10 protein-coding genes are annotated in these 12,766 nt (G+C 56.5%); 3 read left to right on the forward strand and 7 right to left on the reverse strand.

Going from position 1 to position 12,766, the window contains the following annotated elements:
• Together HNQ59_RS12245 and HNQ59_RS12250 are read left to right on the forward strand one after the other, a co-directional pair.
• A protein-coding gene (locus tag HNQ59_RS12245; RefSeq protein ID WP_184039689.1) for an IS3 family transposase occupies nucleotides 1-1,085 on the forward strand; the annotation gives its coding sequence in 2 pieces (ribosomal slippage) (nucleotides 1-214 and nucleotides 214-1,085; 1,086 coding nt annotated over the 2 pieces). This gene is flagged as partial in the annotation.
• Nucleotides 1,086-1,303: 218 nt separating this feature from the next.
• On the forward strand, nucleotides 1,304-2,068 hold the full coding sequence (locus HNQ59_RS12250; RefSeq protein ID WP_184039691.1) for a substrate-binding periplasmic protein: 765 nt from the start codon (nucleotides 1,304-1,306) through the stop codon (nucleotides 2,066-2,068).
• A gap of 163 nt (nucleotides 2,069-2,231) precedes the next feature.
• Here HNQ59_RS12250 and HNQ59_RS12255 read toward each other — a convergent pair whose 3' ends face one another.
• From HNQ59_RS12255 to HNQ59_RS12280, 6 genes are all read right to left on the reverse strand, one after another.
• Nucleotides 2,232-2,912, reverse strand: coding sequence for a Fe2+-dependent dioxygenase (locus tag HNQ59_RS12255; protein WP_184039693.1), 681 nt, complete (start codon nucleotides 2,910-2,912; stop codon nucleotides 2,232-2,234).
• Between the two features lie 125 nt (nucleotides 2,913-3,037).
• Complete coding sequence (locus HNQ59_RS12260; protein ID WP_184039695.1) at nucleotides 3,038-5,212, reverse strand: TonB-dependent receptor; 2,175 nt, start codon at nucleotides 5,210-5,212, stop codon at nucleotides 3,038-3,040.
• Nucleotides 5,213-5,403: 191 nt separating this feature from the next.
• A complete protein-coding gene (locus HNQ59_RS12265; protein WP_184039697.1) occupies nucleotides 5,404-5,823 on the reverse strand; it encodes an ExbD/TolR family protein in 420 nt (139 codons plus the stop codon).
• Nucleotides 5,810-6,481: a MotA/TolQ/ExbB proton channel family protein gene (locus tag HNQ59_RS12270; RefSeq protein ID WP_184039699.1), complete on the reverse strand. Its 672-nt coding sequence runs from the start codon at nucleotides 6,479-6,481 to the stop codon at nucleotides 5,810-5,812. Before HNQ59_RS12270 ends, HNQ59_RS12265 begins: the two co-directional genes overlap by 14 nt.
• An 11-nt stretch (nucleotides 6,482-6,492) precedes the next feature.
• A complete protein-coding gene (locus HNQ59_RS19840) occupies nucleotides 6,493-7,137 on the reverse strand; it encodes a TonB family protein (protein WP_184039702.1) in 645 nt (214 codons plus the stop codon).
• A gap of 420 nt (nucleotides 7,138-7,557) precedes the next feature.
• On the reverse strand, nucleotides 7,558-9,207 hold the full coding sequence (locus tag HNQ59_RS12280) for a DEAD/DEAH box helicase (protein WP_425491387.1): 1,650 nt from the start codon (nucleotides 9,205-9,207) through the stop codon (nucleotides 7,558-7,560).
• 324 nt (nucleotides 9,208-9,531) lie between these two features.
• Here HNQ59_RS12280 and typA point away from each other — a divergent pair, with 324 nt between their 5' ends.
• A complete protein-coding gene (typA, locus tag HNQ59_RS12285; RefSeq protein ID WP_184039705.1) occupies nucleotides 9,532-11,343 on the forward strand; it encodes a translational GTPase TypA in 1,812 nt (603 codons plus the stop codon).
• A gap of 94 nt (nucleotides 11,344-11,437) precedes the next feature.
• Here typA and serS read toward each other — a convergent pair whose 3' ends face one another.
• Entirely contained in the window at nucleotides 11,438-12,721 is a 1,284-nt protein-coding gene (gene serS, locus HNQ59_RS12290) for a serine--tRNA ligase (RefSeq protein WP_184039708.1), read from the reverse strand.
• Between the last annotated feature and the right edge of the window lie 45 nt (nucleotides 12,722-12,766).

The raw sequence follows: 12,766 nt of genomic DNA on the forward strand, positions 1-12,766 counted from the left end.
TTCCTGCGGGAAGCCGAAGCGGGCTTGCCGGTTGCAGAGTTGTGCCGCAAATATGCTTTTTCGGAATCCTGTTACTACCTCTGGCGCAGCAAGTTCGGCGGCATGAGTGTTTCCGATGCCAAGCGCCTCAAGGAACTGGAAGCCGAGAATGCCCGCCTCAAGCGCATGCTGGCCAACAGCCTGCTGGAGAATGAAGTCATCAAGGAGGCGCTGCAAAAAAAGTGGTGACCGCACCGGTTCGACGGGAACGGGTGCGGTTTCTGGCTGGGCACGGCCTTAGTCAGCGTCATGCGCTGCGTATCGCCCGCATGAGTACGAGCGCTTTCCGCTACAGCCCGAGACCCGATCACAACGACGTACTGCGTCAACGCATCATTAAACTGGCACAGAAACACCGGCGCTACGGGGCCGGGATGATCTATCTGAAGTTGCGCCAGGCTGGAGAGGTCGTGAATCACAAGCGGGTGGATCGCCTCTATGCCGAAGCGGGCCTGCAAGTGAGAAGGCGCAAGCGGAAGAAGATCCCAGCCGCGGATCGTCATCCTCTGGAGCGGCCCTTGGCTGCCAACCAAGTGTGGTCTATGGATTTCGTGTTCGACCGGACGGCAGAGGGGCGCAGCATCAAGAGCCTGACCATCGTCGACAACGCGACTCATGAAGCCGTGGCCATCGTTCCGGAACGGGCCATGGGCGGACAGCAACTCGTGCGCATCCTCGACCAACTGGCCAAGACACGCGGGCTGCCCAAGGCGATCAGAACCGACAACGGCAAGGAGTTCTGTAGCCGGGCCCTGCTGACATGGGCTCATGCACGAGGTGTTCAACTGTTTCTCATTGAGCCCGGCAAGCCAAATCAGAATGCTTACATCGAGTCCTTCAACGGACGTTTCCGTGATGAGTGCCTGAATGAACACTGGTTCACCAGCATTCGACACGCACAGGTCGTCATTGAAGCCTGGCGACGTGAATACAACGAGGAACGGCCCAAGAGATCCCTGGGCGGTTTGATGCCTGCCGCCTATGCCAAAACACTTATCCAGAAATCGGTTAAATTAGCCTCGGACTCTAAAGCCGACTGCTACTGAAAACGGAGGGACGTCGGGTACATCTGATAATGCCAAAGCCGTTGGCGAAATTTCACACTGGCAGTTGCCCTGATCGGAGTGAAACAGCACCCTATACGATGGTGTGTCTTTGAATACTGGGGCGATATAGTGAAATAGCCGCTATATTGAATAGAAAGATGCTGCGATGTATGGTGAGTGTGTCTGGTTGGGGCTGTGTTTGAATTGGGTGAGTGGGTATGAGGTGGCTACGGCTTTGGATTGTGGCGCTATTGTTTAGCGGTGTCCCTATTGCGGGTGCAGATAAGGCTGTTCGTCTCGCAAGTGGTGAGTGGCCGCCGTTTCAGTCTGCGCAGCTCAAATATGGCGGGCTTGCGACCAGGATCATCACTGAAGCATTTGCGTTGAATGGTATTCAGGTCGAATATGGCTATTTTCCTTGGAAGCGTTCCTATTCCTACGCTGAGGCTGGTGATTGGGATGGTACTTTTGTCTGGTTTGCCTTACCTGAGCGCCGCGCCCAGTTTTATATCAGTGATCCGGTGGTGGATACCAAGTATGTGTTTTTCCATTTGAAAAATACGAAATTTGACTGGTCTACACTTGAGAGCCTGCAGGATACCAAGATCGGGTTATTGGCTGGGGCGTCCATGGGGGATGACTTTCAGCGGGCAGAGCAGGATGGTGTCTTGCAGGTCGAGTATTCCAACAACGAGGAGAGTGGTTTCAGAAAGCTGCTCACAAAGCGTGTCGATGTCATATTGTGTGATGTCGAGGTTGGTTACTACGTCATCCAGAATATGTTCACGCCACAACAGGCTGCCTTGTTCACCCACCACCCACAGCCTTTCAAAGTCGAACCACAGAATCTGCTGCTTTCGAAGAAGGTGGACAGAAACAAGCAGTTGATCGAATTGTTCAATAAAGGGCTTCGGCAGCTGAAGGCCAGTGGCAAATATGAGCGGTTCTTTCTGGAAAGCCGGCGGGAAAAATCGACGCCATAGCGGCGGTATCCATCCGGGGATGCCGCTTGGGTGCCCAGCAAACACCAGTAGGGGGCGGTTGGTCGGATGGTTTTCCTGATTGTGCCATTGGCCGGTGTGGGCCGATCTCGCCTTGCCAAATGTGGATTGGGTACGCTGTCTGTATGAGGCGCATCAACGGTGATCAGATCTCTGCCCATAACCGTAGCAGGTTGTGATAATGCGAGGTCAGGCTGATCAGCTCCTCGGCATCACCCAGTCGGTTTCTTAGGCTGACGATTGCCATATCGAGATCAAACAGCATGCTGCGGTGTTGATCGCTACGCACCATGCTTTGCAGCCAAAAGAATGAGGCCAGGCGGGCTCCTTGGGTCACGGGCTCGACACGGTGCAAGCTGGTTGAGGGATAGAGGATCATGTCGCCGGCAGGCAGCTTGACTGAATGCAGGCCGTAGGTGTCTTCAATCACCAGCTCGCCGCCTTCATATTCATCCGGGTCGGCCAGAAACAGGGTGCAGGATAGATCGGTCCGTACCAGTTCGCCTGTGCTGTTGATGGTGCGGATGGCGTTGTCAACATGGTTGCCGAAATCCATGCCGCCTTCGTAGCGATTGAAAAGTGGGGGGAAGATACGTTTGGGTAGGGCCGCAGAGAAAAACAATCCGTTGTGCTTCAATGCTGTCAGGATGAGGTCACCGACCTCCCGGGCAATAGGGTCTTGATCCGGCAATTGTAGATTGCGTTTTACCTGTGCCGATTGAGAGCCAGCAGTGATGCGGCCATCTTGCCAACAGCCTGATGCAAGCCTCGCCCGGCAGTGTTGAACGGTTTCTGTATCCAGTACATTAGGGATATGAAGCAGCATAGTGGGTCTCGTCAAGTCGTGGTCGGGTTTTGCTGGCGTGGCGACATGGTTGCGCAAACGATGAACCCAAGCCAATGCCTTAGGCGTTGGCTTGGGTCATGATAGCAGTCAAACAATACGTGGAATCAATTGAAGCGATAGCTGCCGGTCAATTGAACGCCACGGCCTGGGCCGGTGACGGTGTGGCCGGCATACAAGCCCTCGTAGTATTTCTTGTCGAGCAGGTTGGTTGCATTGAGCTGGATCGAGTAGTCGCGCTTGTCGTATGCCACCATGGCATCCCAGCGGACATAGGCGGGCAGCTCCGTGGTATTGGTGACGCCAGTATAGCGTTTGCCTTTGGCGTCGAAGCCACCCCCTACCTTCCAGCCCATGCCCAGTGCATACGTTGTCCAGCCGCCGATGGTGTAGCGTGGCGTGTTGGCAGCTTCCTTGCCCTGGCTGTTGCTGTCGATATGGCTGTCGATCTTTGACTTCATCAAGGTGACATTGCCAAAAGCCTCCAGCTTTTCCGTCAGCCGGCCTGCTATGCCAAAGTCGATGCCATCGGTGTGGCGCTTGCCGCTCAGCAGATAGACATCCTGCTTCAGCGGGTCGGTGTTGCGCTCATGTGTCTTGGTGATCCGGAAGGCTGCGGCTCGTAAGCTCAGGTCGCCATCCAGCAGATCCAATTTGGTGCCGATTTCCAGATTACGGTTTTTCTCAGGCGGCGTGTTGGTGCCACGGGGGTCGAGTGCATAAGCCTCGCCCGAGGGGTTGAACGATGTGCCGAGCGTGGCGTAATAGCTCTGCTGGCCATCGGGCTGATAGATGACCCCAGTGCGGTAGCTGGCGATACGATCAGTGCGGGCGGTATCGGTGCTGCTCCAGCTGTTGGTCTTCGCATTGAAGTTGCGTGTGGTGTAATCCCCCTTGAAGCGATCCCAGCGCAAACCTGCCAGCACCTTCCATTGGTATGTCAAGGCCACCATGTCTTGCGCGTAGATGCCCACGACATTCGAGTCGAAATTGACATCGCTGCCGGGCAGGCGTACTGGTGTCTGCATGGCCGGATGCGGGTCTGGGTTGCCAAGTGTGGTGGTGGGGGCGCCATCTTTGTGGCTCCAGCGGTAGGTCTTGGATTTCTCACCGGTGTAGTCCAGGCCAGCCAGGATCTGGTGCTTGATATCACCTGTGCGGAATTCGCCCATCAGATCAAACTGATTGGAGAAGATCTTCTCTGTTCCTTCGCGACCAGGCCGGTTACGGATGATGGTGGTCTTGTCGGCCAACACGCCGCCGGTGCTGGTGATATCAAGGCGAGGCGCGGTCGGCCAGACATCCCGGTGATATTTGCCATAGCGCAAGGTATTGCGGAGCGTGACATTGGACGACAGCTTGTGTTGGACGATGGCCGTGCCAATGTCTGCCTTATTCTTTTCGTAGTCCCAGTCCGGCAGCCCATAGAATCGATTTTGTGGCACATCGATCGGCTTGCCCTGGAAGTAAGGCACCCCATAGTCTGGAATATTGTCTTCTGTGAGGTGATAGTAGGAGAGCGTCAACTCCGTTGGCTCACCAATGCCCAGGCGTAGCGAGGGGGCCACGCCCCATCGGTTCTGCTCGGTTCCATCGCGATCACCATCTGCTTTTTGGATCATGGCATTCAAACGCATCGCGGCGGTTTCTCCCACCATCAGGTTGGAATCAACAGTTGCCCGTTGGTAGCGATTGCTGCCAATGGTGCCAGACACCTCGGTGCGCTTCCCGGCAAATGGCTGTTTGCTGACCTGATTCACCAGCCCGCCTGTCGAGCCACGACCAAACAGCATGGAGGAGGGGCCGAACAGGGCATCGACACGGTCAGTATTGAACAGATCTCGGTTGTACTGACCAATATCCCGCACGCCATCCAGATAGATATCTGTGCCAGCGGCAAAGCCACGGATAGTGATATTGTCACCGGTGCGGCCCCCTTCCCCGGCGTTGAAGGTCAAGCCCGGCACATTGCGCATGGCGTCTTTCAACGTGGCATCGCCTTGGTCTGCAATCAAGCGCTGGGTGATGGTGGTTTCACTTTGTGGAATGTCGCGCTTGGCCGTCGGCATTTTGCCAACAGACGTCGTAGCCTTGTTGTAGGATTTGTCCGACGGCATGGCGCTGTCAACGCGGGTTGCATCCACATTTACCGCAGGGAGCACGGTGTCCTTGACCGTTTCCGCCAGAACCGGGGTTGTCGCGACCAGGCCGGCCAAGGTCAGGCTCGCAGGCAGCTTGGCCATATGGCGGACTGCCGATTGTTTTTTGTTTATTTCTCTCATGCGTATCTCGTTATGTTGTGGATTGCGGAAAAGCCCACCCCTGCCTTGAATGGGGCATCGTCAAGATGGGCATGTCTGCAGGGCAGATTCGGTTGATGTGGCCTCGATCCATCCGCCTGGTTTGATTCAAGGCTGGCGCCATGGCACCGCGCCCACCATCAGGCTGATGTGGATCTTCAAATCAACGGCGCCTAGGGCTGAGCAGGCACCTCGGTGACAAAGCCGATCTTGCCGACCCCTTGCTGCTGAGCGGCAGCCATGGCCTTGGCCACGCTGTCATAGCGAACGCTCTCGTCAGCTCGGATGTGCAGCTCGACTTTAGGGTTGACTGCAATCGCAGCGGCGAAGCGCGGGCCGAGTTGGTCAGCAGCAACAGACTGATCGTTCCAGTAATACCCCCCCTTTGCATCGATCGCGAGGCGGATCGACTCGGGCAGATCCTTGTGCTGGCTCGCGCTGGCCTTGGGCAATTGGACATTCACCGCATTGGTCAGCATTGGCGCGGTGATGATGAACACCACCAATAGCACCAACATCACATCCACCAGCGGCGTGGTGTTGATCTCCGCCATTGGTGCGGCGTTCCCGTCATCGAAACTACCGAACGCCATCGTGGGCCTCCGTCAGTAAATGGGCGTGCAGGTCATGTGCGAAACCATCCATTTCCTGAGCCAATACCCGGTTCATCCGGACAAAAGTGTTGTAGGCCACCACAGCAGGTATGGCGGCAGCCAAGCCCGCAGCAGTGGCGATCAATGCCTCACCAATGGGCCCCGCCACAGTGCCAATCGAGGCCTGACCCGCTGTCGCGATGCCCACCAGCGCATGGTAGATGCCCCATACCGTACCAAACAGGCCGATAAAAGGTGCGGTCGAGCCCACCGTTGCGAGCCATGTCAGGCCACGTTCCAAGCGACCATTTTGCTGTGCCAGCTGATTGCGCAGGGTGCGGACCAGATAGTCATCCAGCGAAACAGTCTTCCCCAGCGATTGGCTGGCGTGCTTGCGATGATGCGCCAGACCATCACGTGCAGACCTGGCCAATGCGGCAAGGGGGGATGCGGAGTGCTCGATCAGTTGATTGGCGGCTTGCCAGCTGGCGGCCTGCCAGAAACGCTGCTGCACATCGCGATTGGATTGACGAATCCGCCATAGCAAGGCACCCCTGCCCAAAATCAGGCACCAGCTGACGACAGACATGGCCAACAACAGTAGAAAAACCGTGATGAGAACACCATCACCCTGTTTGAATACCAGGGATAAATCCATGAGAACAGCCTTTACGCTTGATACAGGTTGAATTTGAGAGGGATGAGTACACTGCCGACAATGGGTTCTTCCCCACGTTTGGCAGGTACGAATTTCCAGCGCCGAACCGCCTCCAATGCCGCTTTGTCCAGCCTCGGGAAACCGCTGCTGCTGCTGACCTCCACCGAAATCGGCAACCCTTTTTCACTGACCTGCGCCCTGACCATTACCGTGCCCTGTTCCTGCAGCTCCAATGACAACGGGGGATAGGCAGGCTTAGGGTTGGATAGATAGGCCGCTGAGAAGACCGGCTGTGTCTCCACCGCCGGAGCGGGCTTCTCCACACTTGTCGGTGTCACTGGGGCGGGGTGGGCTGCGGCCACCAAGGTTGGCTGCGGCTCACTGACCGTTTCTGTTGCACTGGCGGTGGGGGCCTGCTCTGTAGCCGATTTGTCGTTGGTCAGCATCGGGCGGGTGACGACAGCCTGGCGTACCGGAGCCGGTTTGGTGGGGGATGGCTCTGGTGTGCTGGGCTTAGGTGGCGTGGCGGGTGCTGGTTCAGCAGGGGCCGCCACGGCAGAAATCATCTCGACGTAATCCAGGCGTGGCGCAGTCTCGACGCTGGGCCGATTGACAACCAATGCGCCGATCACGGCGATATGCAACGCGATGGCCACACCACTGCTAATAAGATTAGGATTGCGATTCATTCTTATAATATAACAAGAATTGTTATCAATAACAATGCTTAATCGTTGGTGCGAATGGATGGCGCGACGGCGCATGGCAGCCCGCTCCCCAGTATGCACGCCAGCTGAATGCCGGGCGATGAGTCGGATGCCCGTGGCGCTAGGTGTGGTGGCGGCATCGATGCCGCTTCACGCAGGGTGGGGAGGTGTTTGGTCAACTGGGTCTGGTCGGTTTCGACCGGGTGTTTGTCTGAGGAGGGGTTTGAGCATCATCCACCATGTATGGCCATGACATGCACCACCTGCATGTGGGTTGGTGCGGAGTGTGCCTGTCAGATCTGCTCACGTTCAAGGGGCAAAAAAAAGCCCGACAGCGTACTGTCGGGCTTTCTTCAAGTGGGGATGCTATCAGCGTTCTGTACGACCGCGGTTGCTCCCTGGGCTACGGCGTCCGCCATTGCTACCTTCACCTTGCGTGCGTTTGCGAGGTGCAGCAGCGGCTGCGGCATCATTGCCGAACATCTGGTCATATCGTGCGCCACTGGCGTAATCGCTTGGGAAGTAGGGTGCGGGCTGCGCCTGGCGTGGGCGCCCACCTTGACCAAAGCGGTTGCTGGGTTGTGCATCGTTGCGCCAGCCGGTATTTTGACGGGGTGCGCGGCGTTCATTACTCCAGCCACGGCTTTGACCGCCTTCGCGTGGTGCGGCGCCATCACGTGCTGCAAAGCCCTCGCGCGGTGCAGATTCGCGTTGGCCGGCAAAGCCCTCACGATTCGATTGGAAGCCTTCACGGCGGCCTTCACCATTGCCACGGCGCTGTCCGTCGCGGCTACCACCAAACCCACGGCCTTGGCCGGAGCGTGGCGCCCCGCTACGGCGATCGCCACGGCTACCCTGTGGGCGAGGTTGGAAGCGGGCTTCCATGCCTTCCACGGCAAATGGTGTGATCGATTGACCAGTAAAGCGCTCGATACGGCGCAGGGTCAGTACGTCATTCTTCCCAGCGAAGGAAATGGCGACACCGCTTGCACCGGCACGGCCAGTACGGCCAATGCGGTGAACATAATCTTCAGCGAACTTGGGCAGGTCGAAGTTGATGACATGGCTGATACCGGAGACATCAATACCACGCGCAGCAACATCCGTTGCGACCAGCACGCGTACATCGCCACGGCGAACCTTGAGCAAGGTGCGTTGGCGGTCACGCTGCTGCATGTCGCCATGCAGTGCGGCAGTCTGGAAGCCTTCGGCAGCCAGCTCATCCGCAAGTTGATCCGCATCGCGTTTGGTGGCGGTGAATACAATGGCCTGCTTGACGTCAACGTCGCGAATGAAATGGCTCAGCAAACGCTGTTTGTGTGACAGATCATCCACATAGTGCAGCTTCTGCTCGATGTTTTCGTGGCGTGCAGTCTGTGCGGCAATCTGGATGCGCTTCGGTTCGGTCAGGAGCTGATCCGCCAACTTGCCCACAACGCCCTCCAGCGTAGCCGAGAACAGTGCGGTCTGGCGGGTTTTCGGTGTGCGTTCAGCGATGCCCAGTACGTCTTCCGAGAAGCCCATGTCCAGCATGCGATCTGCCTCGTCCAGAATCAGCATCTCCAGGCGCGAGAAGTCGATGCGACCGCTTTGCAGATGGTCGATCAGGCGGCCCGGTGTCGCAACCAGAATCTCAAATGGGCGATCCAGCAGCTGATTCTGTGTGCGATACGATACGCCACCGACGATGCTGACAACCTTGGCGCGGCGCAGATGCTTGCCATAGGTTGCTGCGGCGTTGGCAACCTGTTGTGCCAATTCGCGGGTCGGGGTCAGCACCAGAATGCGCGGGCCGCGGCCTGCTGCTTTGGGTTCTTCAGTCAATTTCTGCAGAGCAGGCAGCATGAAACCTGCCGTTTTACCGGTACCGGTTTGTGCGGAGGCCATCAGATCATGGCCGGCAATGATCTCAGGCACGGCTTCTGCCTGAATAGGAGTGGGGGCCGTGTAGCCGGCGTCGTTCAAAGCTTTGAGGATGGCGGGGTGTAGGCCGAGGTCGGCGAAAGTCAATTGTGACAAGACAAATCCTTCAGAACAAATATCAAAAGCCGGCTCAGTCTGTATAGTGAAACAGACGGCAATACCAAAACAGGACAGCCAGATGGCATGAAATGAGGCGGTTCTACCGGCTACGTAACATCGACGCTAACCGGGTAGGTGACGCGCAAACACAGTGCGGGTGCGCGAAGAGGTCAGATTCGATGAGTTTTTGATGTGCGGTTTGGCAACTGGTTGATGCACAATCAAAAAGAGGCGGCATTATCTTTTAATTGCAAGAAAATTGCAAGCTTTTTGTGTTAAACTCGCACGCTTTTACTGAATCTTGAAAGCTGGAATCGATACATGACGCGCGCCATTCGCAATATCGCCATCATCGCCCACGTTGACCATGGTAAAACCACGCTGGTCGATAAATTGCTCCATCAGGCGGGAACCTTCCGTGAAAACCAACATGTCGCCGAACGGGTGATGGATAGCAACGATATCGAAAAGGAACGCGGTATCACCATCCTCGCCAAGAATACGGCAGTCAACTACGAAGGCACCCATATCAATATCGTTGATACCCCAGGGCACGCGGACTTCGGCGGCGAAGTCGAGCGCGTGCTGGGCATGGTTGACGGTGTGCTCCTGCTGGTTGATGCGGTCGAGGGCCCGATGCCCCAAACCCGCTTTGTCACCCGCAAGGCGCTGGCGTTGGGCCTGAAGCCGATCGTAGTCATCAATAAGGTGGATCGCCCTGGTGCGCGTCCAAACTGGGTGATCGATCAGACTTTTGATCTGTTCGACAAGCTGGGCGCCACGGAAGAGCAGCTGGATTTCCCCGTGGTGTTCGCCTCTGCCCTGAATGGCTTTGCGACACTGGATTTGGCAAAGCCTTCTGATGATATGCGCCCGTTGTTCGAGACGGTGCTCAAGCATGTGTCACCACCGACTGGCAGCCCGGATGAGCCGCTGCAGTTGCAGATTTCCGCTCTGGATTACTCCAGCTACACAGGTCGTATCGGTATTGGCCGTATCGCACGTGGCCGCATCAAGCCTGGCCAGCAAGTCATGGTCATGGGCCGTGACGGTCAGAAACAGGCCAAAATCAATCAGGTATTGGGTTTCCAGGGCCTGGAGCGCGTGTTGGTTGACCAAGCGGAAGCTGGCGACATCATTTTGATCAATGGGATTGAAGAAATCGGTATCGGCGTCACCATCGCAGATGTCAATCAGCCTGAAGCGCTGCCCATGCTGTCGGTGGATGAGCCGACCCTGACCATGAATTTCCAGGTCAATACCAGCCCATTTGCTGGCACGGAAGGCAAGTTCGTGACTTCGCGCCAACTGCGTGACCGCCTGCAGAAAGAGCTGCTGACCAATGTGGCTTTGCGGGTTGAAGACACGCAGGATGCAGACGTATTCCTGGTTTCGGGCCGTGGTGAGTTGCATTTGACCATTCTGCTTGAAAACATGCGTCGTGAAGGTTATGAGCTGTCAGTTTCCAAGCCTCGCGTGGTGATGAAGGAGATCGACGGCGTCAAGTGTGAGCCTTATGAGATGCTGACCGTTGATGTGGAAGAGGCCAATCAAGGTGCAGTGATGGAAGAGTTGGGGCGCCGCCGTGGTGAAATGGTCGATATGTCCAGCGATGGCAATGGCCGCACCCGTTTGGAGTACAAGATTCCCGCTCGGGGCCTGATTGGCTTTCAGGGTGAATTCCTGACCCTGACCCGTGGTACTGGCATCATGGCGCACGTATTTGATGAATACGCGCCGCTGAAAGCCGATATCCCTGGCCGCCGCAATGGCGTGCTGATCAGCCAGGAACAAGGCGATGCGGTAGCCTATGCCCTGTGGAACCTGGAGGATCGTGGTCGGATGTTCATCGGTGCAGGTGAGAAAGTCTACGAAGGCATGATCATCGGCATCCACAGCCGTGACAACGATCTGATCGTCAACCCGTTGAAGGGCAAGAAGCTCACCAACGTCCGTGCATCTGGTAAGGATGAAGCGGTCGTGTTGACACCGCCGATCAAGATGACGTTGGAGTACGCTGTGGAATTCATCGATGATGATGAGCTGGTGGAAATCACCCCGCAATCCATCCGTTTGCGTAAGCGTTACCTGTCGGAAAACGAACGCAAGAAGATGGCCAAGGCCGAAGGCTGATTATGATCTGGAGTGGGGTTGATTTCCCGCTTCGGTGCCAAACAACAAAGCCCGTCAATGACGGGCTTTGTTGTTTGTGGCGCTACGGCGCAAATCAGCCGATCTTCTCCATGCCGCCCATATAGGGGCGCAACACGGTAGGAATCGTTACACTGCCGTCTTCGTTCTGGTAGTTTTCCAGCACGGCTACCAGGGTACGTCCCACGGCCAGGCCAGAGCCGTTCAGGGTGTGAACCAGTTCATTCTTGCCCGCCTCGTTTTTAAAGCGGGCCTGCATACGACGTGCCTGGAAGCCTTCGCAATTCGAACAGCTGGAGATTTCTCGGTAAGTGTCCTGAGCAGGCAACCAGACCTCCAGATCATAGGTTTTTGCCGCTGAGAAGCCCATGTCGCCGGTGCACAGCGCCATCACCCGGTATGGCAGTGCCAATGCCTGCAGGATTTTTTCCGCGTGCCCTACCATTTCCTCCAGTGCTTCATACGACTGATCCGGATGCGCAATTTGTACCATTTCGACTTTGTCGAACTGATGCTGGCGAATCATGCCGCGTGTATCACGGCCATACGAGCCCGCTTCAGAGCGGAAGCAAGGCGAGTGTGCAGTGAGTTTGATCGGCAGCTCCTCTGCCTTCAGGATGCTGTCGCGCACGGTATTGGTCAGCGAGATCTCCGATGTTGAAATCAGATATTGCGTGACACCGTTGTCCTCCCCCCCTTTTTCAACACGGAACATATCCTCGGCAAATTTAGGCAACTGTCCCGTGCCGTAAAGCACTTCCGGATTCACAATATAAGGGGTGTAGACCTCGGTATAACCATGCTGACCGGTATGGGTGTCGATCATGAACTGAGCCAGCGCCCGATGCAGGCGGGCGATCGGGCCGCGCATCAACGTAAAGCGCGCACCTGCCAGCTTGGCACCGGTTTCGAAATCCAGCCCCAAAGGCGTGCCGACATCAACATGGTCCTTGGGCGTGAACGCCAATTGGCGCGGCGTGCCCCAGCGGCGCACCTCGACGTTACCCTGCTCATCTTTGCCCGCTGGCACTGATGCATGCGGCAGGTTGGGAATGCGCAACAACATGTCGTTGAATTTGTCCTGCAGCACGGCCAAGCTGGCTTCACAGGCTTCCAGCTCATCCTTCAGGCTGGCAACTTCCGCCATGATCCCTGCCGCATCCTCACCCTTTGATTTGGCGATGCCAATCTGCTTGGAGGCCGCATTGCGTTTGGCCTGCAGCTCCTGAGTACGGGTCTGCAGGTACTTCCGCTCGTTTTCGAGCGTGGTGAAGGTTTCGATATCCAGTTGAAAACCACGTGCAGCCAAGCGGGCTGCAACATTGTCCAGATCATTACGAAGCTGTTGAATATCCAGCATGGGATTCGTCCATTCAAATTTTGTTGTGAGCTAGATTGCACGATT

The organism is Chitinivorax tropicus (assembly GCF_014202905.1).
GTDB lineage: Bacteria > Pseudomonadota > Gammaproteobacteria > Burkholderiales > SCOH01 > Chitinivorax > Chitinivorax tropicus.

What these genes read in the sequence shown, in the direction of transcription:
- typA (WP_184039705.1), top strand. Translation starts at nt 9,532, where the DNA reads ATGACGCGCGCCATTCGCAATATCGCCATCATCGCCCACGTTGACCAT.
- HNQ59_RS12255 (WP_184039693.1), bottom strand. Translation starts at nt 2,912, where the DNA reads ATGCTGCTTCATATCCCTAATGTACTGGATACAGAAACCGTTCAACAC.
- serS (WP_184039708.1), bottom strand. Translation starts at nt 12,721, where the DNA reads ATGCTGGATATTCAACAGCTTCGTAATGATCTGGACAATGTTGCAGCC.
- HNQ59_RS12250 (WP_184039691.1), top strand. Translation starts at nt 1,304, where the DNA reads ATGAGGTGGCTACGGCTTTGGATTGTGGCGCTATTGTTTAGCGGTGTC.
- HNQ59_RS12270 (WP_184039699.1), bottom strand. Translation starts at nt 6,481, where the DNA reads ATGGATTTATCCCTGGTATTCAAACAGGGTGATGGTGTTCTCATCACG.
- HNQ59_RS12260 (WP_184039695.1), bottom strand. Translation starts at nt 5,212, where the DNA reads ATGAGAGAAATAAACAAAAAACAATCGGCAGTCCGCCATATGGCCAAG.
- HNQ59_RS12265 (WP_184039697.1), bottom strand. Translation starts at nt 5,823, where the DNA reads ATGGCGTTCGGTAGTTTCGATGACGGGAACGCCGCACCAATGGCGGAG.